19 protein-coding genes and 1 riboswitch are annotated in these 24735 nt (G+C 56.0%); of the genes, 7 read left to right on the top strand and 12 right to left on the bottom strand.

Going from position 1 to position 24735, the window contains the following annotated elements; genetic code table 11:
• Positions 1-33 precede the first annotated feature (33 nt).
• The gene (locus tag K7J14_RS06530; RefSeq protein ID WP_230754546.1) at positions 34-1608 is read left to right on the top strand and encodes a methyl-accepting chemotaxis protein; all 1575 of its coding nucleotides are present in this window, start codon (positions 34-36) and stop codon (positions 1606-1608) included.
• 58 nt (positions 1609-1666) lie between these two features.
• On the opposite strand, the gene K7J14_RS06525 is transcribed toward K7J14_RS06530, so the two are convergent.
• The 3 genes from K7J14_RS06525 to K7J14_RS06515 are packed head-to-tail and all read right to left on the bottom strand — an operon-like array spanning position 1667 to position 6997.
• Positions 1667-3607 carry a sensor histidine kinase gene (locus tag K7J14_RS06525; RefSeq protein WP_230754545.1) on the bottom strand — a complete coding sequence of 647 codons (1941 nt, stop codon included), beginning with the start codon at positions 3605-3607 and terminating at the stop codon, positions 1667-1669.
• On the bottom strand, positions 3604-4740 hold the full coding sequence (locus K7J14_RS06520) for an ABC transporter substrate-binding protein (protein ID WP_230754542.1): 1137 nt from the start codon (positions 4738-4740) through the stop codon (positions 3604-3606). The genes K7J14_RS06525 and K7J14_RS06520 overlap by 4 nt, the downstream gene beginning before the upstream one ends.
• Positions 4730-6997: a bifunctional diguanylate cyclase/phosphodiesterase gene (locus K7J14_RS06515; RefSeq protein WP_230754541.1), complete on the bottom strand. Its 2268-nt coding sequence runs from the start codon at positions 6995-6997 to the stop codon at positions 4730-4732. Before K7J14_RS06515 ends, K7J14_RS06520 begins: the two co-directional genes overlap by 11 nt.
• A gap of 115 nt (positions 6998-7112) precedes the next feature.
• On the opposite strand from K7J14_RS06515, the gene K7J14_RS06510 reads away from it, so the two are divergent.
• Together K7J14_RS06510 and K7J14_RS06505 are read left to right on the top strand one after the other, a co-directional pair.
• A complete protein-coding gene (locus K7J14_RS06510) occupies positions 7113-8378 on the top strand; it encodes an O-acetylhomoserine aminocarboxypropyltransferase/cysteine synthase family protein (protein WP_230754539.1) in 1266 nt (421 codons plus the stop codon).
• A gap of 75 nt (positions 8379-8453) precedes the next feature.
• A complete protein-coding gene (locus tag K7J14_RS06505; protein WP_230754538.1) occupies positions 8454-10436 on the top strand; it encodes a diguanylate cyclase domain-containing protein in 1983 nt (660 codons plus the stop codon).
• 108 nt (positions 10437-10544) lie between these two features.
• Here K7J14_RS06505 and ettA read toward each other — a convergent pair whose 3' ends face one another.
• The 9 genes from ettA to K7J14_RS06460 form a co-directional block, all read right to left on the bottom strand.
• Entirely contained in the window at positions 10545-12311 is a 1767-nt protein-coding gene (gene ettA / locus K7J14_RS06500; protein ID WP_230754536.1) for an energy-dependent translational throttle protein EttA, read from the bottom strand.
• A 33-nt stretch (positions 12312-12344) separates the two neighbouring features.
• Positions 12345-13532, bottom strand: a complete 1188-nt coding sequence (locus K7J14_RS06495) for an ROK family transcriptional regulator (RefSeq protein ID WP_230754535.1) — start codon at positions 13530-13532, stop codon at positions 12345-12347.
• A 10-nt stretch (positions 13533-13542) separates the two neighbouring features.
• A complete protein-coding gene (locus K7J14_RS06490) occupies positions 13543-15054 on the bottom strand; it encodes a family 16 glycosylhydrolase (RefSeq protein ID WP_230754533.1) in 1512 nt (503 codons plus the stop codon).
• 100 nt (positions 15055-15154) lie between these two features.
• Positions 15155-16090 (bottom strand): DNA-methyltransferase, encoded by a 936-nt coding sequence (locus K7J14_RS06485; RefSeq protein WP_230754531.1) that lies wholly within the window; start codon positions 16088-16090, stop codon positions 15155-15157.
• A 33-nt stretch (positions 16091-16123) separates the two neighbouring features.
• Entirely contained in the window at positions 16124-16585 is a 462-nt protein-coding gene (gene ribH, locus K7J14_RS06480; RefSeq protein WP_230754529.1) for a 6,7-dimethyl-8-ribityllumazine synthase, read from the bottom strand.
• A gap of 3 nt (positions 16586-16588) precedes the next feature.
• Positions 16589-17884: a GTP cyclohydrolase II gene (gene ribA, locus K7J14_RS06475; RefSeq protein WP_230754527.1), complete on the bottom strand. Its 1296-nt coding sequence runs from the start codon at positions 17882-17884 to the stop codon at positions 16589-16591.
• A 35-nt stretch (positions 17885-17919) separates the two neighbouring features.
• Positions 17920-18576, bottom strand: a complete 657-nt coding sequence (locus K7J14_RS06470) for a riboflavin synthase (RefSeq protein WP_230754525.1) — start codon at positions 18574-18576, stop codon at positions 17920-17922.
• Positions 18561-19715 (bottom strand): bifunctional diaminohydroxyphosphoribosylaminopyrimidine deaminase/5-amino-6-(5-phosphoribosylamino)uracil reductase RibD, encoded by a 1155-nt coding sequence (gene ribD, locus K7J14_RS06465; RefSeq protein WP_230754523.1) that lies wholly within the window; start codon positions 19713-19715, stop codon positions 18561-18563. The genes K7J14_RS06470 and ribD overlap by 16 nt, the downstream gene beginning before the upstream one ends.
• A gap of 146 nt (positions 19716-19861) precedes the next feature.
• A riboswitch (FMN riboswitch) is annotated at positions 19862-19997 on the bottom strand.
• A gap of 46 nt (positions 19998-20043) precedes the next feature.
• On the bottom strand, positions 20044-20898 hold the full coding sequence (locus tag K7J14_RS06460) for a 23S rRNA (adenine(2030)-N(6))-methyltransferase RlmJ (RefSeq protein WP_230754521.1): 855 nt from the start codon (positions 20896-20898) through the stop codon (positions 20044-20046).
• Positions 20899-21009: 111 nt separating this feature from the next.
• Between K7J14_RS06460 and K7J14_RS06455 the strand changes: the two genes are divergently transcribed.
• The 4 genes from K7J14_RS06455 to K7J14_RS06440 are packed head-to-tail and all read left to right on the top strand — an operon-like array spanning position 21010 to position 24734.
• Positions 21010-23394 (top strand): methyl-accepting chemotaxis protein, encoded by a 2385-nt coding sequence (locus tag K7J14_RS06455; protein ID WP_230754519.1) that lies wholly within the window; start codon positions 21010-21012, stop codon positions 23392-23394.
• Positions 23395-23901: a chemotaxis protein CheW gene (locus tag K7J14_RS06450; RefSeq protein WP_230754517.1), complete on the top strand. Its 507-nt coding sequence runs from the start codon at positions 23395-23397 to the stop codon at positions 23899-23901.
• Between the two features lie 27 nt (positions 23902-23928).
• Positions 23929-24438, top strand: a complete 510-nt coding sequence (locus K7J14_RS06445) for a chemotaxis protein CheW (RefSeq protein ID WP_230754515.1) — start codon at positions 23929-23931, stop codon at positions 24436-24438.
• On the top strand, positions 24435-24734 hold the full coding sequence (locus tag K7J14_RS06440; protein ID WP_230754513.1) for an STAS domain-containing protein: 300 nt from the start codon (positions 24435-24437) through the stop codon (positions 24732-24734). The genes K7J14_RS06445 and K7J14_RS06440 overlap by 4 nt, the downstream gene beginning before the upstream one ends.
• The last annotated feature ends 1 nt before the right edge of the window (position 24735 follow it).

Below are 24735 nucleotides of genomic sequence, written 5' to 3'. Positions count from 1 at the left end.
ATACGAGAATTGTATGAAGCGAGGTGCAATGAGATGTTCAAATTAAGAGATTTAAGGGTTCGGTCCAAGCTTTTCGTTGTGTTCGCCCTGATCATCACGGTGATAATCGGCGGGTTCGGCTATGTTTTTTATACGTTGACCGGCATGAATTCCGCGACTGACGGCATTTATAACGAGGGGCTTGTAGGCATACAGCATTTGTTGGAAGCCGACCGCGACGCGTATCAATCAAGCATCGCGATTTCCCATGCGCTCAATAATTTGGGCATGGGCGCAGACGTAGATGTCTCGTCGTATATAACCGAAGCGAAAGCGAATATTGAACAGGTTAATCAGCGGTTTGAGGTATTCGAAAAGGTTTCTGTCGCAGCCGGCTTGGATGGAAAGGATTTCTTCCGGCAATATAAAGACGGCTATGCCGAAATGCAAAGCCTGACTTCTAAAATTGTAGACGCACTGGGGGCAAAACGCCTCGACGAAGCGAGCGGCGTGTATTTTGGACCGTATTCCGCTGCGTTCTCCAGGACGCGCACGGCGATGGACGAACTGACCGGTATAATGACTGCTGAAACTCAGAAGAATTATACGATGGCTCAAAGCGGGTTCGCCGCCGCTTTGATCATTCTTGTCGTTATTATGAGCGTTATTGTTTTTATTTCTGTGGTGTCCGGCTTGATTCTCACGAATCTGTTGACAAGGCCGTTGGTCGATACCGGATTATTCGCGCAGAAAATCGGGGGCGGAGATCTGACTGTTCTCATGGACGAAGCGCACCGAACAAGAAAAGACGAATTCGGAAATCTGGCGAGAATCATCGATCAGATGAAAGAAACGCTCATGGACGTCATAGCCCATTCCGGGGAAATTTCGCGGAATGTGAAGGCAGGCAGCATCGAGCTAAGCGGTACTGCCCAGCAGCTGTCTCAGGGCGCGACCGAGCAGGCGTCGCTTGCCGAAGAGGTTTCCGCCTCGATGGAGCAGATGTCGGGCGCGGTTCAACAGAGCAGCGACAACGCTACCGAGACGGATCGAATCGCGGTGAAAGCGGCTCAGGACGCCGAGGAAAGCGGCATCGCGGTGCGCGAAGCGGTGAGCATGATGAAGGAGATCGCGGCGAAAATTTCGATAATCGAAGAAATTGCCCGCCAAACCAATCTTCTGGCATTGAATGCCGCGATCGAAGCCGCGCGGGCGGGAGAATCAGGCAAGGGCTTTGCCGTAGTCGCATCCGAAGTGCGCAAGCTCGCCGAACGGAGCCAGGCGTCCGCGGGAGAGATCGGCGCCCTGTCGTCCAGGACGGTTGTGGCCGCGGAACGGGTCGGATCGCTACTTGAGCAGCTTGTTCCCGATATCAAGAAAACCGCGGATCTTGTGCAGGAGATAAGCGCTTCCAGCCGCGAGCAGAAATCCGCCGTCGATCAAACCTCGAGCGCCATCAGGCAGCTGGATTCGGTCATTCAGCAGAACGCGAGCGCCTCGGAAGAACTCGCGTCCACCGCCGAAGAACTTTCAGCCCAGGCGGAAAGCCTCGACGAAGTGCTGCAGTATTTTACGATTCCCGCTGACAGCGGAGCGAATACCGAACTGATTGTTGCGGCGCGGAAATAGCCTACGGAGCTGAGCGGCGGGCCGAAGGCGGGCATCGGGTAGCCGATGCCTGATCGGTTCACTGGGCGGGATCCAGTATCGGGGCGGCCAGCGGAATATCGAGGAAGAAGGTTGTTCCGATTTGCACGGCCGTTGTGAACGTCAGTTCTCCGCCGAGAATATGAACCGCAGCGTTATGAGCGATGTGAAGTCCGAGTCCGGTTCCTCCAGATCCCATCTTGGTTGTATAAAACGGTTCCATTATGTACCGTGCAACTTCTTCGTCCATTCCCTTGCCGTTGTCTGAAACATTGATGCGCACCCCTGCCTTGTAGGGATGCGCCGATATTGAGATGGTCCCTTTTTCTCCTTCGTCCCATGCGTGCGCAAGGGCGTTTGTAATGAGATTTGTGATGATTTGATCAAGAACTCCCGGAAAGCTGTCCAGTTCGATGGACGGGTTGATGTCCGTCTGCAGGGCATGGCGCGTTCGTTTGAGCATCGGTTGAATGGTGAGAAGCACCTCGCGCAGAGTTTCGTCGAGGGTGAATCTTCTCCTGATCGAGCTTGTCTGGTCGCTTGCGACATGCTTGAAGCTGTTTATCAGCTCTCCGGCCTTTTGCAGATTTCGCTGAGCGATTACCAAACCCTCCCGCGTGTCGGAAAGAATCTTTTCCAGCTCTGTTTTCTTAATTCCGGCTGCGATGCGGGCGGCGAATTTTTCATGGTCTTCCTCGAGGCTGGATACCGCCATGAGCGCATTTCCGATCGGCGTATTCAGTTCATGCGCTACGCCCGCCACCAGACGTCCCAGGGCCGCCTGTTTTTCGGTTTCCACCAACAAATTCTGCATCCGCTTACGGTTTTCCATCGCGGCCATCAGTTCGTTGTTTCTCTCTTCCAGGGCAAGCGTTCGTTCCTGAACGCGTTCTTCCAGCCTCTGATTCAATGCGGTGAGTTCATCCTGGCGCAAGGAAACCTGTCGATACATGGCGATGAGTATATCCGCAAGTTCTCTGAATTCGAAAATGCTGCCGATTTCTTCGGCGGCAGGCGCTTTGCCCTCTGCGATCCCCGAGGCCAATGAATGAAGCTTTTTAACTTGCACCGAGAGCCGATGGGTCCATAGCGGCAAGGTGCATAAGGCCGCGAAGATGAACGCCAAGGCGAAAAAAAGCATGTTTACCAGCATTGTCCGGATTTCGGGATTATTGAATCCCGCCGGTATCGCAGAGATGAATATCCAGCCAAGTTTTATCGAACGCGCAACTGCCGGATGATAGAATTTGTCTTCGATGGCAACCAGCCGCGGCAAAGAAAGGCCTTGAGCTATGTACGAGAATTCGGGGATGCTTCCCACATTGACGATGCCGGACCGTCCTTTATGAACCGTGTCTACGACCAGTTCGCCCCGACGGTCGATTACCCACACCTGCTCAGCCTCGTCTGAAGCCTCCATAACCAGTTTTCTCAGCGATTCAAGGGCGACTTCCGCTATCGCCGAATGGGGGCCGACGCGGACTCCGACGGCTATGCAGGTGTCTCCTGAAAAAACCGATACGAATTTATCGCTCCAGACGGCTTCATAGTCCAGTAGCAATTTGAGATAGACAGGATTATAGGAAAAGTCGATGCCGAGAAAGTCCGGGCGCAAGGGGTTCGTGTCCGTGCGGGTTCCGGTCGCGAAGGTGCGTCCCGTCCCGTCGATGCAGTAGACCGCGCGGACCAGCGGCTGGCTGTTCATGATCGAATTGACGATTTCTGCCGTTTGACTGTCATCTATATATAGGCTGCTGGCGATCAGCGGTATGAGGCTTTGTTCAATGCCGGAAAGGAGGGTCTCCACCCTCCGCGAGAGGTCAATCGAGGATCGCTGCGCCTTCCGTATCGTATCGGCTGTAATCGAGGCCTTTCTGGTTTGATAGATGAATACGCCGGAAACAACAAGCGTGAGGATCGTCGTGGCGCTGACCATCAGAATGAGAAATTCCCTGAAGCGGAAGAGGGGCTTTTTTTTCATAGAGCTGGAATGTAGTCGTTGCCGTCGACAGTTACGAAGAACGCCTTTCTCCTGCTGTCTCCGTACCGGTCGAAGCGAATTTCCTGCTGGAGCCCCTGATACGGGCTGTTCCTCGCGATTGATCCGCGCAAATCCTCGTTCCCGGCTTTGTTTGCAAGCGCCTGATATGCGATCGTCATCGCCTCGAAGCTCATGATGCTAGAATAGCTCGGCTCCGATCCGAATCGGCTCACGTAGGCTTCCAGAAAAGCGGCGTAGGCGGGCGACGCATCGAATTTGTCGTACGTTTGCAGCACTTCCAGCCCCTGCACGGCCTTCCCTCCCAATTCGATGAGCTGCTGGGTTCCCGCCCATTCGGCCGCGATCAGCGGAATGCCGGGATCGATCTTTCGGACTTGCTGCGAAAACCGCGCGACATCGACGGAGTGGGCGATAAGGATGAGAACATCGGGCTTGAATTTCAACAATTCTTCCGCAGCTTTTGAATGCGCTTGAGTCTCGCGTCCGTCGAAGCGGACTTCACCGGCGATTGCTCCTCCCGAAGAGACGAAAGCGCGGGCGAATTCCGAAGCCCAGCTTTCGGCGAAGGATTTATTTTGCTGGTCGATGAGGAGCGCTGCTTTGCGGTGGTTTCTTTTTGAAAGCATGAAATCCGCGTAATCTTCCGTGTTATCCCGGGTGCTGGAATTCATCTTGAAGAGATAATCGTCTTTCCCCACGAATTGGAGGGCCGATGCGGTCGGAGTGAGCACCAGGAGGTTCCGGGGTTCGGTCACGGTAAGCACCGCTTCCACCATGGACGTGCTGAGCGGACCGACGATTACTTCGACTTTTTCGTCGATAAGTTCGTTCGCCGCGCCGATTGCCTGATCGGGGTCGTTTTTATCGTCGCGAATAAATAAATCGATTTTCGGGGCTTTGGGGTCGGGATTCGAATTGATCATTTCCGCGGCGAGCATCGCGCCGTTTCTTCCCGCTTCTCCGAGGTCGGCGTTCGAGCCGGATAGTCCGCATATCATGCCGATCTTTATCGGTTTTTGAACGCACCCGGCAAGAAAGAGGATCTGGAAAAAAAAGAAAAAAGCGCACCCGGCCCGATGAGGTTTGAACCCCAGAAATGGATCAACATGCATCCGCGACTCCCTTTTGCAACAGACGTATGAGATCTTCGAGACCGAGCGGCGTGGACAGCAGGAACCCTTGAATTTCCTGACAGCCGAGTTCAAGGAGTCGGTCGAACTGGCTTTGAGTTTCGACGCCTTCCGCAAGGATGTTGAGTGAAAGCCTGTCCGCAAGGGAAATAAGAAGATCGACCAGGCGCGCTTTTTCCTCTGCGTCGTCCAGGTGTTTGATGAAGGACTTGTCGATTTTAATGCGGTGTATCGGCCATTTGTCTATCGAGGCGAGAGACGAATAGCCCGTTCCGAAATCGTCGATCGCCAGGGATATTCCGCGGCTCCGGATTTCGTTCAGCAGATGCAGCACGTTGTCTATTCCGATTATCGAGATGAATTCCGTGATTTCCAGCTCGAGATGCCGCGGATCGATTCCGGTTTCTTCCAATGCGAGGTCCAGTTCAGAGAGGAAATCCTGATGCCTCATCTGAACAGCGGAAACATTCACCGCTATTTTTATATCCGGAAATCCCGCTTGATGGATGGTTTTAAGCGCCGCGAGCGCGCTGCGCAGAATCCAGATGCCCATGGGAACGATGAGCCCTGCCTGTTCGGCAAGGGGAATGAATGTATCCGGCGGAATGAACTCGCCTTCGTCGTTTTTCCATCGAAGCAGGGCCTCGCAGCAGAAAATCTTCCGTTCAGGCATCATGTACTGGGGCTGGAACACGAGAAAAAGCTTGTGAGCGGCGAACGCCCCCTTGAGCTCGTGCAAAAGGCGTATTCTCTCTCTCGTCTCAGTTCCGATGCTTCCCGAGTATCGGACTATCTGGCCGATTCCTTCCGATTTTGCGCGCTTGAGGGCGATAAAGCCGTTCCGCAGATGGGTTGACGCGTTTCCGTCCGTTGAGTCGATCGAGGTGAGGCTTGCCGATATGGAAAGCGTTCTCTCTCCGTCGGGCGTCTGGATGGGCATGAGGGAGATCTTTTTGAGCAAGGACTGCGAGAAGGTTTCCGGAGCGCCGATGAGCGCGAATACGTCGGAGGCGACGCGCGCGGCGAACGTTTCCGGAGGCAGGAACTCGCGGAGACGCGCGACGAGCGCGCGCAATATTTCATCCCCGTATTCATATCCGAGTATTTCGTTTATTTGATTGAAGCCGTCGATATCCAGTATGCACAGGGTCAGCGGGCGTTCGCCTTCCTGAGCTAGTATGGTTTTCATTTTTTCGACAAGGGCCGGAAGATTCGGCATTTGAAGGCCGGGGTCGATCCATGCCTGCTCCTTGAGCCGGTTCACCAGGGTAATATTGTTTGCGCAGATCGATATGTTCGAGCAAAACACTTCCAGAAGGTGTGTGTCGAGGTCTTTCAGGGGCACCGGAGAAGCTATCCAGGTTGCGAACGCGGTTCCGGAGGCTTCGCCGAAAAAAACAGTCAAACTTTTTTCCCCTATGATGTTTCGCCTGTTTCTCAGCGATGCGAAGATCGACTCCGATATTTCCCTGTTCTGCAGTTCGCCGAGATTTTTGTTGATGTATCTGCGGTATTGGCCCGCGGCGGCGATTATGCAGCACTCTGATCCGGGCAGCGCATCGGACAACGCCCATCCTGTTCCCGGATCCATCACGCAGACAATGCCTTCCGGCTCCAGGTCGAACAATCCCGCCATCTGAGTGATTACTCCGTCCGCGAATCGCTGAAGCCCCTGTTCCTGCAGGAGTTCGTTGCTGGCTTCCACGATTTTTTCCAGCCCTCTCCTGCTTTTTCCGATGCGCCGTATTTGAGTCCAGGACCGCAACGCCGCGATGACCGATGTCATCAGCTTCGTTCTTGTCAGTTCGCTTTTAGTTTTATAATCGTTGATGTCGTATCGCGTGATGGTTTCAAGCTCGGGGACCTGTCCCGGCTGACCCGTGCGAAGGATGATCCTCACGTCGTCCCGTCCCAGATCATCCCGGATCGCCTTTACGATGGCGAGTCCCGCGTCTTCTGTTTCCATCACCGCGTCGAGCAGGATCAGGGCGATGCCCGGGTTTTGTGCGATTACCGAGAGAGCTTCCTTTGCCGAATAAGCATGATGGAAGCGGAGTTCTCGATCGAATACGAGCAGGCCCTTCAGCGCGAACACGGTTGCGTCGTGGACGTCCGGATCGTCGTCGACGATCAGGATATCCCAGCAGCAATGGTCGTCCGCGGAAAAGCCCTGCGGATAATCGCTCTCTATGGGATCGGTTTCTTCCTCTTTGAGAAAAACGATGCGCTCTTCGCTCATGCATACCTCGCCAGTCATAAGTCTAATTTGCATCGGCAAGAAACTCAAATTTTGGTAGATTACGGAGGGGTGTTTCCCGCTTTTCAGGACTGGTTCTTTGCGATAGGATGATTCCATGAAAATCGAAACACAATGTTTGCATGAGGGTTATGAACCGGGCAACGGAGAGCCTCGAGCTCTTCCGATATATCAGAGCACGACCTTTACCTATGATTCTACGGAACATATAGGAAAGCTCTTTGATCTGGCCGCCGAAGGCCATATGTATTCCCGCATCTCAAATCCGACGGTGGACTGCGTGGAACGAAAAATCGCCGCTCTCGAAGGCGGAGTCGGAGCCTTGCTGACCTCATCCGGCCAGGCGGCGACCCTGATCGCCGTTTTAAATATCTGCAGCGCCGGAGACCATATTATCGCGTCTTCTTCCATTTATGGAGGTACCTTTAATCTGCTGGACGTAACGCTCAGGCGCTACGGGATCGAGTGCTCCTTCATAGATCCGGAAAACGGAGACGCGGCGATCGAAGCCCTCTTCCGTGCGAACACCAAACTCGTATTCGGCGAGACGATCGCGAATCCTGCTATAACCGTATTCGATATTGAGCGCTTTGCGAAGTTAGCCCACCGGAACGGGGTTCCCCTCGTCGTCGACAACACCTTCGCGACGCCGGTTCTCTGCCGCCCGTTCGAGTTCGGCGCCGATATTGTGATCCACTCCACCACGAAATACATGGACGGACACGCGGTACAGATCGGCGGCGTGATTGTCGACAGCGGAAATTTCTGCTGGACGGCGGAACGGTTTCCCGGACTTACGGAGCCGGATTCTTCGTATCACGGCGTAGCGTACACCCGCGACTTCGGCCGGGCGGCTTATATCACGAAGGCTCGCGTTCAGTTGATGCGCGATCTCGGAGCGAGCCCCACCGCCATGGGCGCGTTTTTGTTGAACCTTGGCCTTGAAACGCTCCCTCTTCGCATGGAGAGGCATTGCGCCAACGCGGAAAGAATCGCGGCCTATCTTTCGACCCACCAAAAGGTTGAATTTGTAAAGTATCCCAAGCTTCCTGGAAACGCATATTACGAGAGGGCCATGAAGTATCTCCCTCTCGGCGCAAGCGGCGTTATCGCATTTTCCATCCGGGGCGGACGGGAGCGGGCGGTGCGCTTCATGGACGCTTTGACGCTGGCGTCGAACGTAGTCCATGTGGCGGATATCAGAACCTGCGTGCTGCACCCTGCCAGCGCAACGCATCGTCAGATGACGGACGCTCAGCTCGAAGCCGCCGGAATAACCCCGGGGCTTATACGATTATCAGTGGGATTGGAACATATCGACGATATTCTCGCTGATATAGCGCAGGCTCTGGAACAAGCGTAATTACAGCCGAGAGAGCCGGCGGCGTTCGGGCGCGAATTTGATAAAAAAGCGAATTCCGGTGATAATGAGAATGCAATGAACACCTCTCATGCCCCTGTCCGGCTCGGCCTGCAGATAAACGAAATCGATTCAGGATACTCGAAGGCTCTTGTCGAGAGCCTTCGGGATCTCTGTGCGTCCGAGAAAATCTCTTTGATCGTTTTTTCCGGCCGCGCCTATGGATGGCCGTTCGGATTCGAGTATCAGAATACGGCGATATTTTCCCATATTTCTCCGGCTTCCTGCGACGCCCTGGTCGTAGCCTCCGGGACCCAGTGCAATTTCATCACCCGCGAAGAGTTCTTTCAAACCTTTTCGCACCGCTCTGATCTGCCCCGCGTGAGCATGTCGGTCGTCCTGACCGATACGCCGAGCATCGTTATCGACAATGAAACCGGGTTTCGCGCGGTTATAGAGCATATACTCGAGGTTCACGGATGCAAACGCGTCGCGGTGCTGTGCGGACCTCAGGATAATCCCGATTCCGTCAGCAGATTGTTGACTCTTCATCAGATTCTTCGCGAACGGGGCCTCTCCATACGGATGGAAGATCTTTTCCGCGGGGATTTTTCGTATGAATCGGGCTATGCGGTCGGCGCTCGCTTGTGCCCGCCGGATTTTTCAGGAACTCTTCCCTTCGACGCGGTCGTCGCTTTCAACGATCTGATGGCCCTGGGCTTGATGCGGCGCTTCGCCGAGGCTGGAATACGGGTTCCTGAAGACATTGTCGTCACCGGTTTCGACGATGTCGTGCGCGCTCATTATTCCGAACCTTCTCTGACTACAGTGCGGCAAAATCTGACGGAACTCGGATCTCTCGCCGGAAGATTGGCTCTCTCGATGATCAGGGGCGAACAGGTTCCCCTGGTGAGCATGCTGCCGACCGAGGCGAAATTCCGGCAATCTTGCGGATGCATCGCGCGCGACGATTATCAGCATGACGCGAAGCTTGCAGACGGCTCGATGCTGCTCTGGCCCGATTCATTATTGCGTGATATGGGCCTTGAGCGCTTTACGCTCGAGGACGATCTGGTGCATTTGCGGCAGTATCTGGCTTTTTTGCAAACTGCCGATTCCATCGAAGCCGTTGCGCAATCCCTGCGCGCGGATCTAGAATCTTTCAATATAAAGAGCGCCGCGCTGGTGCTGTTTTCCGATCCCGTCGTCAATAAAAAAGAAGACCGTTTCATCCTTCCGGCGAGCGCAAACCTGATCCTGCATTATGATGAAACGGTGCAGGGCAACGGGTATTCCGGAGAGCGGCTGATCAATCCTGCGGAAGGAATGCTGCCGGGCGGCTGGTTTTCCCCGCGCCCCCGGATGCTGGTTGCGACCTCCCTGTATCATCGGGACAATCAACTGGGGTACCTCGTGTACGAGCCGGGAGACAGGACGCCCGCGATCTATGAAGCATTGAGCGTTCAGCTTTCGGCGGTGATATATTCTACCTGGCTGTTCGCCAGCAAAAAGAACGCGGAAGAGCGGCTCCGCGATACGCTGAGGGATTTGGAATCGATCAACCGCAGGCTCGATACCCTTTCAAGGCAGGACGATTTGACCGGCTTGCTCAACCGGAGAGGCTTCATGGACGCGGCCGGAGAGCTGTTCTCATCCTCGCGCTCCCGCTCGCAGAATTTTATGCTGTTCGCCCTCGATCTCGACGGTTTAAAAAAAATAAACGATTCGTTCGGCCATGACTCCGGCGATCGCGCTATTCAGGGCGTTGGGGATGTTCTGCGCCGGGTTTTCAGAACCGCGGATGTGCTTGCCCGCATCGGCGGCGATGAATTCGCCGTCGCCGCTCTGGATCCCGGCGGGCAGCTTTCGTCGAAAATCGATCAGCGAATCCGGGCTGCGCTGGAAGACTGGAATACTGCCGCCGATGTTCCCTTTGTGCTGGATTTCAGCTACGGCTATGTTTCCGTTCAGCCGGAAGGAATAAATCTGGATGATTTAATATCTCGGGCCGACGCAGGAATGTATCGGCAAAAAGCGGAAAAAAAGAAAAATAGGGAATAACGCTATTCCAGTGCACTCCCGCCGCGAATCGTCTGTGCGCGCTTCGGAGACAAAAAAAAGACCGCCTGTCGCAAGGCGGTCTTCTCGTGTAATCGAACGATCGGCGGATCAGCGCTCCAGTTTGCGGTAGACGCCGCGATGGGGAGTATCAGCATCCTTTCCGTATTTGGCTCGCCGCCATTCGGCGTATTCGCTCCAGTTTCCATCGTACCACATTACTTCTCCGTCCGCTTCGAAGGCCAGAATATGGGTGCATACGCGGTCCAGGAACCAGCGGTCGTGGCTGACCACCATGGCGCAACCGGCGAAGGAGTCGAGCGCTTCCTCGAGGGCTCGCATGGTGTTCACGTCGAGGTCGTTCGTCGGCTCGTCGAGGAGCAGCACGTTTGCGGCTTCCTTGACCATCATGGCAAGGTTGAGGCGGTTGCGCTCTCCGCCTGAAAGAACGCCGACCTTGCGGCTTTGGTCCGCGCCGGAGAAGTTGAACCAGGTGCAGTACGCGCGCGCGTTTACTTCGCGGATGGGGCCGTTCACCGGCCGTCCGTTCGCGTCCATCGCACCGAGCTTGATTACATCGTAACCGCCGGAAAGCTGTTCGTATACGGTTTTATTCGGGTCCAGCTTGCCGCGCATCTGGTCGACGTAGGTGAGTTTCACCGTGTCGCCGAGGCGGATCGTTCCGGAATCCGGCTTGACTATTCCCGTCTCTCCGTTCGGACCGCCGGTCGGGACTTCCTGTCCGGCGGCGCCGGCGATGAGCTTGAACAGCGTCGTCTTTCCGGCTCCGTTCGGCCCGATGATGCCGACGATGGCTCCCGGCGGAACGAGGAAGCTCAGCTTGTCGAAGAGCAGCCTGTCGCCGTAGCTCTTGGAGAGGTCGTTCACCTCGATGACGAGGTTGCCCAGGCGGGGTCCGGCGGGGATCGATATCTTCGTATCCTTGATCTTTTCCTTGCCCTCTTCGGACAGGAGTTTTTCGTATTGGTTTATGCGGGCCTTGCTCTTTGCGTGTCGGCCCTTCGGGCTCATGCTGATCCATTCAAGTTCGCGCTCGAGCTGTTTCCTGCGGTCGGATTCGCCCTTTTCTTCCTGCGCGAGGCGCTTGGATTTCTGGTCGAGCCAGCTGGAATAGTTTCCCTTCCAGGGAATGCCTTCTCCGCGGTCGAGTTCGAGTATCCAGCCGGCTACGTTGTCGAGGAAGTAGCGGTCGTGGGTTACCGCGATGATCGTGCCTTCGTAGGCCTGCAGGTGGCGCTCGAGCCAGGCGACGGTTTCTGCGTCGAGGTGGTTGGTCGGTTCGTCCAAAAGCAGGATGTCCGGTTTCTGGAGGAGCAGTCGGCAAAGCGCGACGCGCCTTCGTTCGCCTCCGGAGAGGACGTCCACGATCTGGTCGGCCGGCGGGCAGCGGAGCGCGTCCATCGCGAGTTCCAGTTGGCTGTCGAGTTCCCACGCGTTGCACGCGTCGAGTTTTTCCTGCACCTTCGCCTGGCGGTCCATCAGCTTGTCCATGTCGCAGTCGGGATCCCCGAACGCTTCGTTGATGGCGTCGAATTCGGCGAGGAGGTCCATCGTCTCCTTGACGCCTTCGGATACGACTTCCTTCACCGTTTTTCCGCTTTCCAGATGGGGCTCCTGTTCGAGGAATCCTATGCTGTATCCGGGAGCGCAGCTTGTTTCGCCGGTGAATTCGGTGTCCGTGCCTGCAAGAATCCTCAGCAGGCTCGACTTTCCCGAACCGTTAAGACCGAGCACGCCGATCTTGGCTCCGTAGAAGTAGGAGAGGCTGATATCTTTGAGCACCTGTTTCGTGCCGTGGCTCCGCGAGACGCGGTCCATCGTGTAAATGATTTTTTTGTCGTCGGTTGTCTTTGCCATGAAAACGAGGATACCTCATTTCCGGCAAAGTTGCTATTGGTCGCGGTTTTCTTCGCGATGCGCGATTCTGTCGAGAAGAATGCTGCCGACCTCTTCGTCCGTGTGGTCGGTCATTCCCGGCACGCTGAAGAGCTTTTCGACAAACAAACCGGCCGCTCCGTGGGAGACGGCGAGTTCGTTCTGCAGGGAAAATTCGATGTCGCAGAGTTTGCTGTCGTGGTACAGGGAATTTTTGGAGATCGCGTTCGCGAGACTAGTCCTGAGCTCGTCGGGATACCGGGCGAAATCGCCGGCGATGACGATTTTAGTGATGTCCAGGACGTTTACAAGCAAGGCGATATTGTACGCGGCCTCGTCGAAAAGCCGATGGAGAACATCGGCGTCGGCGGGAAGGCGCGCCGCTTCGTCGTCGGTGAGGGAAAACTGGGAATGGCTCGGTTTATTCTGATCGTACAGGAGGCTGCGGAATTCTCCGGCAGTGAAGTTGTCTCCGTGCAGAACCGTGTCCCGTATGACGATGCCGACGCCGAACGCGAACCCTGTTCGCCGGTTTTCCTGCAGGTCGATGTTTCTGAATTCCCCGAGAAGGGCCAGAAAGTTCCGTACCCTCTGGCCCTGGGAGAACGCCTGCTGCCCCCAGCAGCAGCAGTTCGCGTCGTTTTCCAGGAATACCGGAACGCCGGTTCCTTCCGCGATTTTCTCGCTTATCGGAAGGGGGCGCATGACGCCGAGGGGATAGGACTGCCTGATCGTTCCTGAATACGGATCGATGATGCCGGAAAGGCCGATTCCTATGCCGATGATCCGTTCCGGGCCGGCCCCCGATCGCGCGGCCAATGCCCGGTAGAGTTCAATGACGGTTTCAGGAATCTTTTCCGGGTTTTCTTCTGTCTCTCCCGAGCCTGAATAAAGGATTTTTCCTTCGAGATCGGCGAGCACCCATCTGAATCGTTCCGTCTGTATTTCGATGCCGAGAACGAGGCCGTAGTCCGGGACAATTTCGAGTCCTGTCGCCATTCTGCCTGCTCCGGGTTTTCCTCGGTATTTGCCGGTTTCCCGGACCAGGCCGTCTTCCATGAACTCCCTGACCGCCTTGGTCAGGGTCGAACGGTCCAGGCCCAACTCTTCCGCCGTAGCTATCCGGCTTAATCCGGGATTTTGTCTGATAAATTGCAGAATGCGCGAAGAGTTGATTTGGTAGAGCCTGTTCCGTGAGATCATGTATTAAGTCTTACTGATAAACGCGGACATAATCAATAACCATGTCCGCCTTGTCGAGCGCAGGGTCCATTCCCTTCATTCCGCCCCATGATCCGCCCATCGCCACGTTCAGGATAAGGAAGAACGGTTTATCGAAGGGCCATACGGTGCTGCCGCCGTCTTCCTTCATGAAGGAGTAGAAGGGCTTGTTGTCGATGTACCAGAAGATGCCCTTCGGGGTCCATTCGACTGCATAGTCGTGGAAGCCGTCGGTAACTCCCTTGACCGGAGCCGCTCTTGTTTTCTGGGTGCCGAGCCTGTGGTTGTAGCTGGTCGTATGCACAGAGGTATGGATGCGGTCCGGTTCGAAGCCGACGAATTCCATGATGTCGATTTCGCCGCTCGCGGGCCAGTCGCCGTAGCTGTCCTTGGCCGGCATCATCCAGATGGCGGGCCAGGTTCCCTTTCCGGCTGGAAGCTTGGCGCGTACTTCGAAATATCCGTAGGTCCAATCGGCCTTTCCCTTGGTGTACAGGCGGGCGCTCTTCCACTTTCCGTCGGCGCCTTTTCTGGCGGAGATGGTGAGAAGATCGTTCTCGACGTAGGAGTTTTCGCGGGAGTCGGTATACTCCTGGAGCTCCTGGTTCCATTTTCCGGAGTCGGGGGCGTCGTACGCCCATTTAGCGGGGTCGGGAGCCTTGCCGCTCTTGAACTCGTCGGCCCAGACTATTTTTCGATTAGTCTTTCCCGAAGCTCCGTTTTTCTTGAATTCCGCACCCAGGTCGAAGACCTGTGAAGACGGCTGCGGGATGTCGTTTTTTCCTACGTTGAAGAAAATTCCCTGCCCGAAAAGCGAGGGGTTCTGGTACGAATTATCAGCTTCGTCCGCCGCGCTCCAGATGAGTTTGGTGTCTCTGTCCAATTCCGACGCTCCGTTGGTGTGGGCTTGAAACCCGATTATTTTGCCGTGGCTTGGAGTGAATCCTGCGGGATAGGGAAGCACCGCTTCGAAGGCCCATCCGTCCGCCGTCTTGAACGCGGTTCCGGTAACGCCCGCTTTCGCGTTGTTCATGCCGGTTATCGAAAGGGGGGTTCCCGCCTTTTTGCCGATATTCGTCGCGTTGATCGTGATCTGCATTATGCCGGCCGTGTAGGACTTCGCCAGAAGATTTCCGGTGAAGTTCACGTAGAATTCCATCGAGTCTTCATTCCAGTAGTCCGCTCCGTGCTTGCCGGCGATGATCTTGCTGTCTTTCGTCCTCATCAGAACGTAGAGGTTTTTCGCGTCGCCTGCTACGGCGAATTCGAACCAGGGGCTTTGCGTAATATCGGGGCCGGCGTAAATCGCCCGGCTGACTTTCTGCACCGGAATACCCTTCCAGTCGTCCAGTTTTCCGTCAGCCTTGATCGATACCGGATAAGCGATATATGCGGCTACGCCGGGAATTTGATCGGGAGCGAGAGTTCCCTTATCCTGCGCTCCGAGAGAAGCCGCGGCCGCGAGAAGCATCAACGACGCGGCCAGGACATGTAATCTTTTCATAGAATCCTCCATGACCGTATTGTATATCCTATATGTTGATTCAGACAACAAATAAAAGTAAAAATCTCGTCATTTTGTTGTAAAATCATGGAACGGCGGATTATCCTTCGTTTCTGCCGAGGAAGCATCCGTCCTTATATCCTTGAATTCGGGAGTCTTCGTCGGCTTTTTCCAGTCTTTTTTGCGCCCACAGGCAGTATTCGGGGTTTTGCTCTATGCCGACCCAGCGTCTTCCCAGCTTTTTCGCGGTTACCGCCGTGGTTCCCGAACCCGCGAAGGGGTCGAAAACGATATCCCCGGGCCTGGAACTCGCTAAAATCAGCTTGGCGACGAGTTTTTCGGGTTTCTGCGTCGGGTGTTCGGTGTTTTCTTCCATAGACCAGAACGGTACGGTGATGTCGTCCCAGAAGTTTGACGGGTGCGTGAGACGGTATTTTCCTTCGTCAGTGTCATGCCAGTCCTTCGGCTCGCCGTTGTGCCGATACGGCGCGATCACCTTTTTACGCTGCATTACGTCCTGAACATTGAAAACATAGTCGGCGCCGCGCGTGGCGAACCAGATGTCCTCGGAGCAGTTTTTCCAGTTGGCGGACGCTCCCCTCCCTTTTTCGCGCTGCCAGGTGATTCTGTTGCGCACCGTGCAGATTTTTTCCAGCTCCATGAAGAGGGCCGACGAAGACTTCCAGTCTCCGCACACGTAGACGGTCGCGTCTTTCTTTCCAAGTTCGACGACGGCGGGAAGCCAGGTCCGTACCCACTCCCGATACCCGTCCGAGGACAACCCGCGGAAGCGGTTTCCGTAGAAGTCCTTATCCATATTATACGGCGGATCGATGATGATCAGATCCGCGAATTCCGCGGGCAAGCGGGGCAGGAGGCCGAACAGATCGCCGTTGATGATTTTATTTTCGATTGCCGGAAGAGCCGCCGTCTTTCCCGAAAGCTCCTCCGGGCCGATGATGAAGGATTTGAGCCTTTGTTTTTCTTCGTCCGAGAGGCTGAGCGTTTTATTGCGGGGCGATTTCGTTTCCGGCATCGCACCACTATAGCATTCTCCCCCGGTTGCGATCTACAAATTCTTCAGAAGATTCGCGCTTTCCATCGCGCTCATCGCGGCGTCCCAACCCTTGTTTCCCGCCTTGGTTCCGGCGCGCTCGACCGCCTGTTCGATGTTTTCGGTGGTGAGCACGCCGAAGATTACGGGTTTCCGGCTTTCAAGCGAGACATGGGCGATGCCTTTGGACACTTCCGAGCAGACGTAGTCGTAATGAGTGGTGGAGCCGCGGATCACCGCCCCCAGACAAACGACGGCGTCGATTTCTTTTTTGTCCGCGAGCAGTTTTGCCGCGAGGGGAATTTCGAAAGCCCCCGGAACGCGGACAAGCGTAAGCCGGTCTTCCTGCACCCCGTGCCTGCGGAGGCAGTCCAGCGCGCCTTCGACGAGCCGGTCCACGATGAACGAGTTGAATCGCGAAGCTACTATCGCGATGTCGAGTCCCTCCGCCGAGATCTGTCCTTCGATTGTCTTCATTTCTTAAGCTCCTTGCAGATAATGGTTCATTCGCCGCCGTTTTGTTTCGAGGTAGCGGCGGTTGTCCGGGTTTGCTCCGGCTTCTATCGAGATGCGTTCAGAGACGACTATATTCTGCGCGGTTAGGGCCGCGACCTTGTCCGGATTGTTGGTGAGAAGCCGCACGCTTGAGATTCCGAAATCCGCGAGTATTTCCGCTGCCGCCCGGTAGTTCCGCATGTCGGCGGGGAAGCCGAGGGCGAGGTTGGCGTCGACCGTATCAAGCCCTGCGTCCTGAAGGGCGTACGCCTTCATCTTGTTGACGAGGCCGATGCCACGCCCCTCCTGCCTGAGGTAGATGAGCAGACCTCTTCCTTCTTCCGCTATTCGGCGCATGGCAGCGTCGTACTGGGCTCCGCAGTCGCAGCGGCTTGAGCCGAGCGCATCCCCTGTTAAACATTCGGAATGCACCCGGCACAGTTCGCTTCTCGAGCCGTCGATCCCGCCGAAGAAGAGGGCGAGATGCTCGGCTCCGGTTTCGCCGTCGCGGTAGCCGCGCACTGTGAATTTTCCGTAGCGGGTCGGGAGTTCCGCTTCCGCCTCGCGCCTCAGAGTCCGCCGGCCGGCGTTCTTCGGATCGTCTGATGCGACGGCTGTCTGTTTGCCGGCAGCCGTCGTGCCTGCCGGGGGCGCGCTTCCATCCGGGATCCGCGTCTTCGCTTCGTTCGCGGAAAATTCCGCTATTTCGCCGACGCTGACGAGCGGGAGATCGTGCTTTTCGGCGAAAGCCGCCAGATCGGCCGCGCGGGCCATCGTGCCGTCGGGATTGAGTATTTCGCAGATTACGGCCGCCGGAATCCGTTCGCCGGCGAGGCGCGCGAGCTCGACCGCCGCCTCGGTGTGTCCTCTGCGCGCGGAAAGGCCGCCTTCGCGGGCGGAAAGGGGAAACATATGGCCCGGGCTTCTGAGGTCTGCGGGCTTGGTTTCCGGATCCGCCAGCGCGCGCGCGGTCAGTGCTCGCGCGAGCGCGGATATGCCGGTGCCGGAGTCGCGGTGGTCGACGGACAGCGTGAACGCCGTTCCGTGCGGATCTCTGTTGTCGCCGCACATCGCCGGTATACCGAGATCGCGGAGCCTCTGTTCATCGGCCGGCACGCAGATGAGGCCGCCGGCTTCCCTGATCATGAACGTCATGCCCTCCTGCGTCGCTTTGGACGCAAGCATCACCAGATCGCCTTCGTTTTCGCGGCTTTCGTCGTCGCTTACGATTATCATTTTTCCGTTTTTCAGGGCCTTCAACGCTTCCCGCACTTTCGACATGGTCTATCTCCTTGGGTTTATTTTTTTTCCAGCGTTCAGGCGAAACCGAAACGCCTGAGCGTTTCCATGGAAAGCGCGTCCTCTTTCGTCCGGTTTGCCGGTTCAGCGCCGAGCGCCAGCTTCATCAGGCCGTCGCATTCGATGTGCACGAGCTCGCCGCGTTTTTTTCCAGGCAGGGTTATGTGCGCAGCCGTGCGGGGGATCAGCGAAACGGAAAACCCGTCGCGCCTTTTTTCCGTAACGGTGAGGCTCGCGCCGTCGAGAGCGACAGAACCTTGCGGAATAATCCAGCGCAGAAGGTCGGATCCGCAATCGATGCTGACGGCAACGGCGTTTCCTGCCGGCCGCGACTCCGAAATTCTTCCGCAACCGTCGACGTGGCCAGACACGATGTGGCCCCCGAACGGCTCTCCGGCGAGGATCGCCCGTTCGAGATTGACCGGGCAGCCGGCCGCAGAGAAGCGGAACTTCGTCCGGCTCAGCGTCTCGCTCATGATGTCGGCCTCAAAGCCCTTCGGACCGAACCGCGCGATGGTCAGGCAGACGCCGTCTACCGCGATGCTGTCTCCGAGGCGCGCTCCTTCAAGCGTCAGTCTCGCCTGGATCGAGATTCTCCCCGACGCAGAACCCCTTGCTCCGCTCGTCCGGATCGACAGAATCCGCCCCTGCTCCTGAATTAATCCCGTGAACACGGCGCCTCCTTTGTCTCCGGATAGGACAGGTCGCCTTCTATCAGGAGATCCGGGCCGAGTCTTTCGACGCTCATGTTGCGCAGTCTGAGCGCGTCTTTGATCGATCCGGCGAGCGGAACGGGAAACATCCCGTTCGCGCTTTGTCCTCCGAGCAGGATCGGCGCGGCGTATATTCTGACCCGGTCGACCAATCGTTCGCCGCATGCGGCCGCGGCGAGGGTCGGCCCTCCTTCGACGAGAAGACGGTCTATGTTCATGGCTGATAGTTTGCGGAATAAATCCGGGAGGGAGACCTTGCCGTTTTTTTCCTCGCAAGGGATGAAAGAAGCGCCGGCATGCTTCAGGCCGCGGGGCGCGTCGCCGATGCCGGCGATCAGCACGGGATAGCGCTCCGCCTCCTGAAAAACGCGGGAAGACGGCGGCGTGCGATAGCCGGAGTCGACGATGATTCTGCTGTACGGCAGTTCGGGGCGCGAGTCGCCGGGAGAAAGCGAAATCTCCGGAGTCAGCAGCGGATCGTCCGCCAGAACAGTGCCGACCCCGCAGAGGATGGCCGCGAATTCTCCTCTGCGCCGGCGGGCGTCCGCGCGCGTTTCGTCTGCGGTTATCCATTTCGATTCGCGCCCGGCGGTCGCGGTTTTGCCGTCGAGTGAGACTGCCGTTTTCAACAGCGTCCAGGGGCGGTTGTTTTTTTTCCAGGAGAAAAAGATTGAATTGATCGCGGAGCATTCACTTTCAAGAACACCCGCCGTCGCATCGACGCCGGCGCGTGCGAGAATCTCGAGCCCCCGGCCCGATACTCTCGGATCGGGATCCAGGACTCCGGCGACTACCGCCGATATTTTTTCCTGCAAGACGAGATCCGTGCAGGGAGGAGTTCTTCCGCGATGGCAGCAGGGTTCGAGCGTGACATAGAGGCGCGAGCGCGAGAGATCCCCGAACCCCCTGCGTTTCGCGTCCGCAACCGCGTTGACTTCTGCATGCGGCCCGCCGGCGTACTCGTGCCAGCCTTCTCCGAGGATCATTCCGTCGCGAACAAGAACCGCTCCTACCAGAGGGTTCGGGCGGACGGTTTTTGCTCCGCGGGCCGCCAGTTCCAGCGTCCGGGCCATGTATTTTTCATCCTGAAGCGAATGCATAAAAAAACCCCGAAAACAGAATTTCTGTCTTCAGGGCGTTGTTTGCAACAAAACGCATACGGCGCTTCCCTCCGGTATCCGGCAGAGGCATCGTTCTTTGAACGTAAGCCCGCGGCTCCCGAACGCGCGAAATCGCGTGCGAATAACGGAATCTTCTTTCATCCAGACTTTACTGTCGGCTTCGGAGTTTCACCGAATCTGCTGAAGGCTCCCTGTGCGGGATTTCTTCTGCTCGCGGGCTGTACCGCCGGTGGGGAATTTCACCCCGCCCTGAAGAACCAGTTGTCCCGATCCTATCGGCCGGCTTTTTTTTTGTCAAGTCCGCGTTTCAAACTGGAGCGTTCAGCCATTCAAGGCTCCAGGACGCTTCTTCTCCGCCGAGCATACCGGCAAGTCCCGGCAATATTCCTGCAATGGATTCGTACATCTTCCAGGGCGGATCGACGAGCATCATCCCGGATCCGGTCAGACCCCAGCCGTCTTCTTCGCTTTCATTCAACGGCCGCAAATGGAGCTCGGCGCATAGAATGCCGGGAATATCGGAAACCGTGAGGCTGTCTTTGAGAAGAGAGATTTCGCCGATTCTCCGGGAAAGCAGGGGATACCACAGGAGGAGCGATCCGGCAGGCCAGCGTTTTTTCACATCGATCAGCGTTCTTGCGGCCCGGGACCAGTCGTCGTCGGTTTCGTAGCTCGGGTCTATAAGCGCGAAGCCTCTTCTCGGAGTAGGAGGCGTCAACGCGCGAATCCCGGCGAATCCGTCGCGATGGTGGATATGCACGCGGGAGTCTCCTCCCATGCGCCGTTTGAGGTTCTCGATTTCCGTGTTGTGCAGCTCCATTAGAATCAGCTGGTCGTCATCCCGGGAAAGCCTGCGAACCAGTTCCGGGGACCCGGGATATTGATTCCGGCCTTCTTCCATTGATTTGCAGATATCCATGTAGGATTCTATGCCGTTCAGAACCGGGCTGCCGCGCAGCATAGACCTGATCCCCTTGTCGGCTTCGCCTGTTTTCAAGGCTTCGGCGGAGTCGAGATCGTATAAACCGCCTCCCGCATGGGTATCGATATAGGTGAACGGTTTGTCTTTTTGACCGTATGAAAGAGCCGTAAGGGCCAGAATCGAATGCTTGAGAATGTCCGCGTGGTTTCCCGCATGATAAGCGTGTCTGTAACTGAGCATTCGCCGATTGTATTCCGTTCGCAGCGCGCTGGTAAAGTGCCGGAAAATTTGACAAAGAGCTCATGCGGAAACTAGACTTAGAGTTGATGTCTGAAGCGAGGAGTGTCAATTGTGTTTAACAATCTGAAACTGAATATGAAGATCGGCGGCGGATTCGCCCTCGTTTTATTGCTGACTGTCGTGATCTCTGTCATATCCATGGTCAATCTGCAGGTTGTCCGGTCTGTATCGGCTAAAAACGAACAGGTTTCCGCGATTGTCGAAAGCATGCAGGCGGGAACAGCCGCAGGCAAGGACTTTGTTATCAAGAAAGACGAAGCGTCGAAAACCCTTGTTATAAATAAGATGAAGGGAGTCGGCGTCTTGGCAGCCGAATTGTCCGGGAAAGAACGTTCCGCAGAAAAAAAGGAGCTTTTCTCGAATATCGCGAAGGGCGCCCAGGCTTACGAAAAAGGTTTTCTCGAGTATGTCGCCCTCGAATCGGAACAACAGAAAAAATCTGCCGATTTTGAGAAGACCGGCAAAGATCTTGAAAAAATGCTATCCGGCATGATTCGCGACCAGCTTCGGCTTTCGACCCCTGCGTCTACCCGCGCGGCCGCCGGGCTGGAAGAACTCTACGAACTAGCCGCCAACTTCCGGTACGATCTGCAAATGTACATACAGACGAACGACGCGCGCTATGTATCTACGATGGAGGCCGACTTCAAACGAATGGGGGCTCTCTTTCAGGATTTGAGAAGCACGCTGTCTTCCGGAACTGTTCGGAGCGAATTCGATTCGGCTTTCGCGATGTTCGGAAAGCTGGGACAATTCGCCGGCGAGTTTACGACGATCGCAACCGCGCAAGCTAAAGCTCAGTCGTCCTCCGGAGAAGCCGGAACGCTCACCGTGGCATACGCAAATACAGTGAGCGAAGAATATTCGGCGGCGATGTTCGATATGATAACCCGAACGATTATTCTGGTTCTGGCGAGCGTTATTTCCGCTCTCATAATCGGGATACTGTTCGCTGTCTTCATTACGCGCAGCATTACCGGGGCAATGGCCAAAGGCGTTCGCTTCGCCTCAGAAATCGCGGCCGGTAATTTGTCGGTTTCCCTGGATATTCGTCAGAAGGACGAAATCGGCCAGTTGGCCGACGCTCTTCAGGGAATGCTGGAGCGCCTGCGTTCAATCGTCGAGGAAGTCAACGGCGCCGCCTTGCAGGTCGCCGCCGGAAGCCAGGAGCTGAGCAGCACGTCTCAGCAGATGTCCCAGGGCGCGACGGAACAGGCCGCGTCGGTTGAAGAAATTTCCGCCTCCATGGAAGAAATGACTTCGAACATAAAACAGAACGCTGAAAACGCGCTTCAAACCGAAAAAATCGCGCAGAAATCGGCGCAGTCCGCGGAAGCCGGCGGAAAGGCTGTCGTCGCGACAGTCGAAGCGATGAAGGAAATCGCTTCCAAGATCGGCATCATCGAGGAAATCGCGCGGTCCACCAATATGCTGGCGCTTAACGCGTCGATCGAAGCTGCCAGGGCGGGTGAATACGGCAAGGGCTTTGCGGTTGTTGCCGCGGAAGTCGGGAAGCTCGCCGAGCGCAGCCAAAAAGAAGCGGGAGCAATCAGCACCCTTTCCACCGACAGCGTGTCCATCGCCGAAGAGGCCGGAGCCACGATTGCCGAGATGATCCCCGATATCAAGCGCACGGCCGATCTCATCCAGGAAATCAGCGCGTCCAGCAATGAACAGAATTCGGGAGCGGAACAGATCAACGCCGCGATTCTTCAGCTGGACAAGGTCGTTCAGCAGAACGCGTCCGCGTCGGAAGAATCCGCCTCCATGTCGGAAGAGCTGGCGAGCCAGTCGGACCGGCTCCGGGAGACCATCAGCTTCTTCAAGCTTGAACGCGCTCAAGCCGCCGCTTCCAAATCTGGCCCGGAGGGTTCGAAGGCCGAGCTTTCACCGCCTCCGCAGAACAGAAAGGATCTTCAGCGGCTTGCTCCGCCGAAACCTGCCGGGAAACCTCTTGCCGGCAGGGCGCAAATATCGGGAGCGAAGGACGCGCGTAAATCTGATGCCGGCGAACAATCGAAGGCGAAGACTCTGACCCCGCCCGCTCTGTCCCGGCCTTCCGCGCTTTCCGGCCTGAAAAAACCGCCTGCGCCGCCCCGGGCATCCAATTCTGCAGGCGCGCCGGCGGGTCAGCCGAAGAAGCCTGATTCAACGAGGCCAGCGCCGGTCTTAAAAGCGCCGACAGCGGATAAAGCGACTCGGCCTGATTATAAAGCGCCGACGCCTGCAGGCAAGACGCCTCCAGCCGTTAAAACCGCTGACGCGCAGGCTAATAAACAGGAAGGGCCGAAGAAATCGGAGCCTCTGCCGAAAACCGACGCGCCTCGCGAAAAGGGCGGAAAAAGAATACCCCTCGGGGGCGTTCACATTATTCTGGATGACGACGTTCGGCCTTCGGGCCGCGATGCCCTCGATAATGATTTTCAGGAGTTTTAAATGACAGACAAGAACCGCCAAGAAATTCACCAGTACCTTACCTTCAAGCTTGCCGATGAAATGTACGCCGTAAATGTTGCGAATATCAAGGAAGTTCTCGGCATACCGAAAATCACAAAGGTTCCGAAAATGCCGCCCCATATGAAGGGCATCATAAATCTCCGCGGAAGCGTCGTCCCCGTTCTGGATCTGTGCAAAAAGTTCGATCTTGGCGAGATAACCGTCACCGAAAAAACAGGAATAATCGTGACGGAAATATTCCGCAACAAGGACGACGGCACCGAGGAGGAATTGGTGATCGGCATCTTCAGCGACGAAGTGCAGAAGGTGATAACGATAGAACCGGAAAGCATCGAGCCTCCGCCGAAGATCGGCGTTTCCATCGATACTGAGTTTATTCAGGGCATGGGCCATGTGGAAAATAATTTCATCATGATTTTGAACATTAACAAGATTTTAACCGGCAGCGAAATGGAAGAGATTCAATCCACCGCGGTAGAGGCGTAAGCTCGGGCGGTCCTGAAGGAGTTTGTTGTGGATGTAACCGATTTAAATGGGATTAACGAATATTTGACTTTTTCTCTCGCCGGAGAGTTGTACGCGATAAACGTCGGCAATATCCGGGAAGTTCTCGGGGTTCCCAGAATAACCCGGGTTCCCAGGATGCCGGAGTTTATGAGCGGCGTGATCAATCTTCGGGGGAATGTCGTTCCCGTTTTGGACCTCCGGTTGAAATTCGGCCTCGGTTCGACGGAAATTACCGAGGACACCTCGATAATCGTGACCGAGATAGACAACTTTTTCGACGACGACGAGGAAAACTGTTTTACGATCGGCATCTTCAGCGACAATGTGGAAAAGGTTGAAACAATCGAGCCTTCGGCGATCGAGCCTCCCCCGAAAATCGGAATCGCGATAGACACCGAGTTCATAGTCGGCATGGGGAAGATCGGCGAATCCTTCGTGATAATCCTGAACATCAACAAACTGCTCTCCGGCCATGAGCTTCTCGATTCCATACAGGAAGAGGAGGCTCTTTCATGACCGATACGGGCAATCTGACCATCGACCGCGTGCAGAGCGCGAAAACCGCGTTTCTTGAAGTGTTGTCGGCGAAGCGCAGCCTGGAGCTGGATATTACCGCATGCGAAGAAATCGATCTTTCAGGGCTTCAGCTTCTTGTATCTCTGCTTCGCAGCTCGTTGTCCGGATCGGGAAAGGTATCATTTCGCGGCGCTCCGACGGAAGCTTTCAACGCAGTTTTGCTCACGGCCGGCGTAATCGAATCGCCGTGCAGAACAGCGGAAGAAGTTGAAGAAAAAATAAAGGCGGTTCTTTGAC

Source organism: Teretinema zuelzerae (genome assembly GCF_021021555.1).
Taxonomy (GTDB): domain Bacteria; phylum Spirochaetota; class Spirochaetia; order Treponematales; family Treponemataceae; genus Teretinema; species Teretinema zuelzerae.
This window is presented reverse-complemented; position numbering and strand designations above follow the sequence as displayed.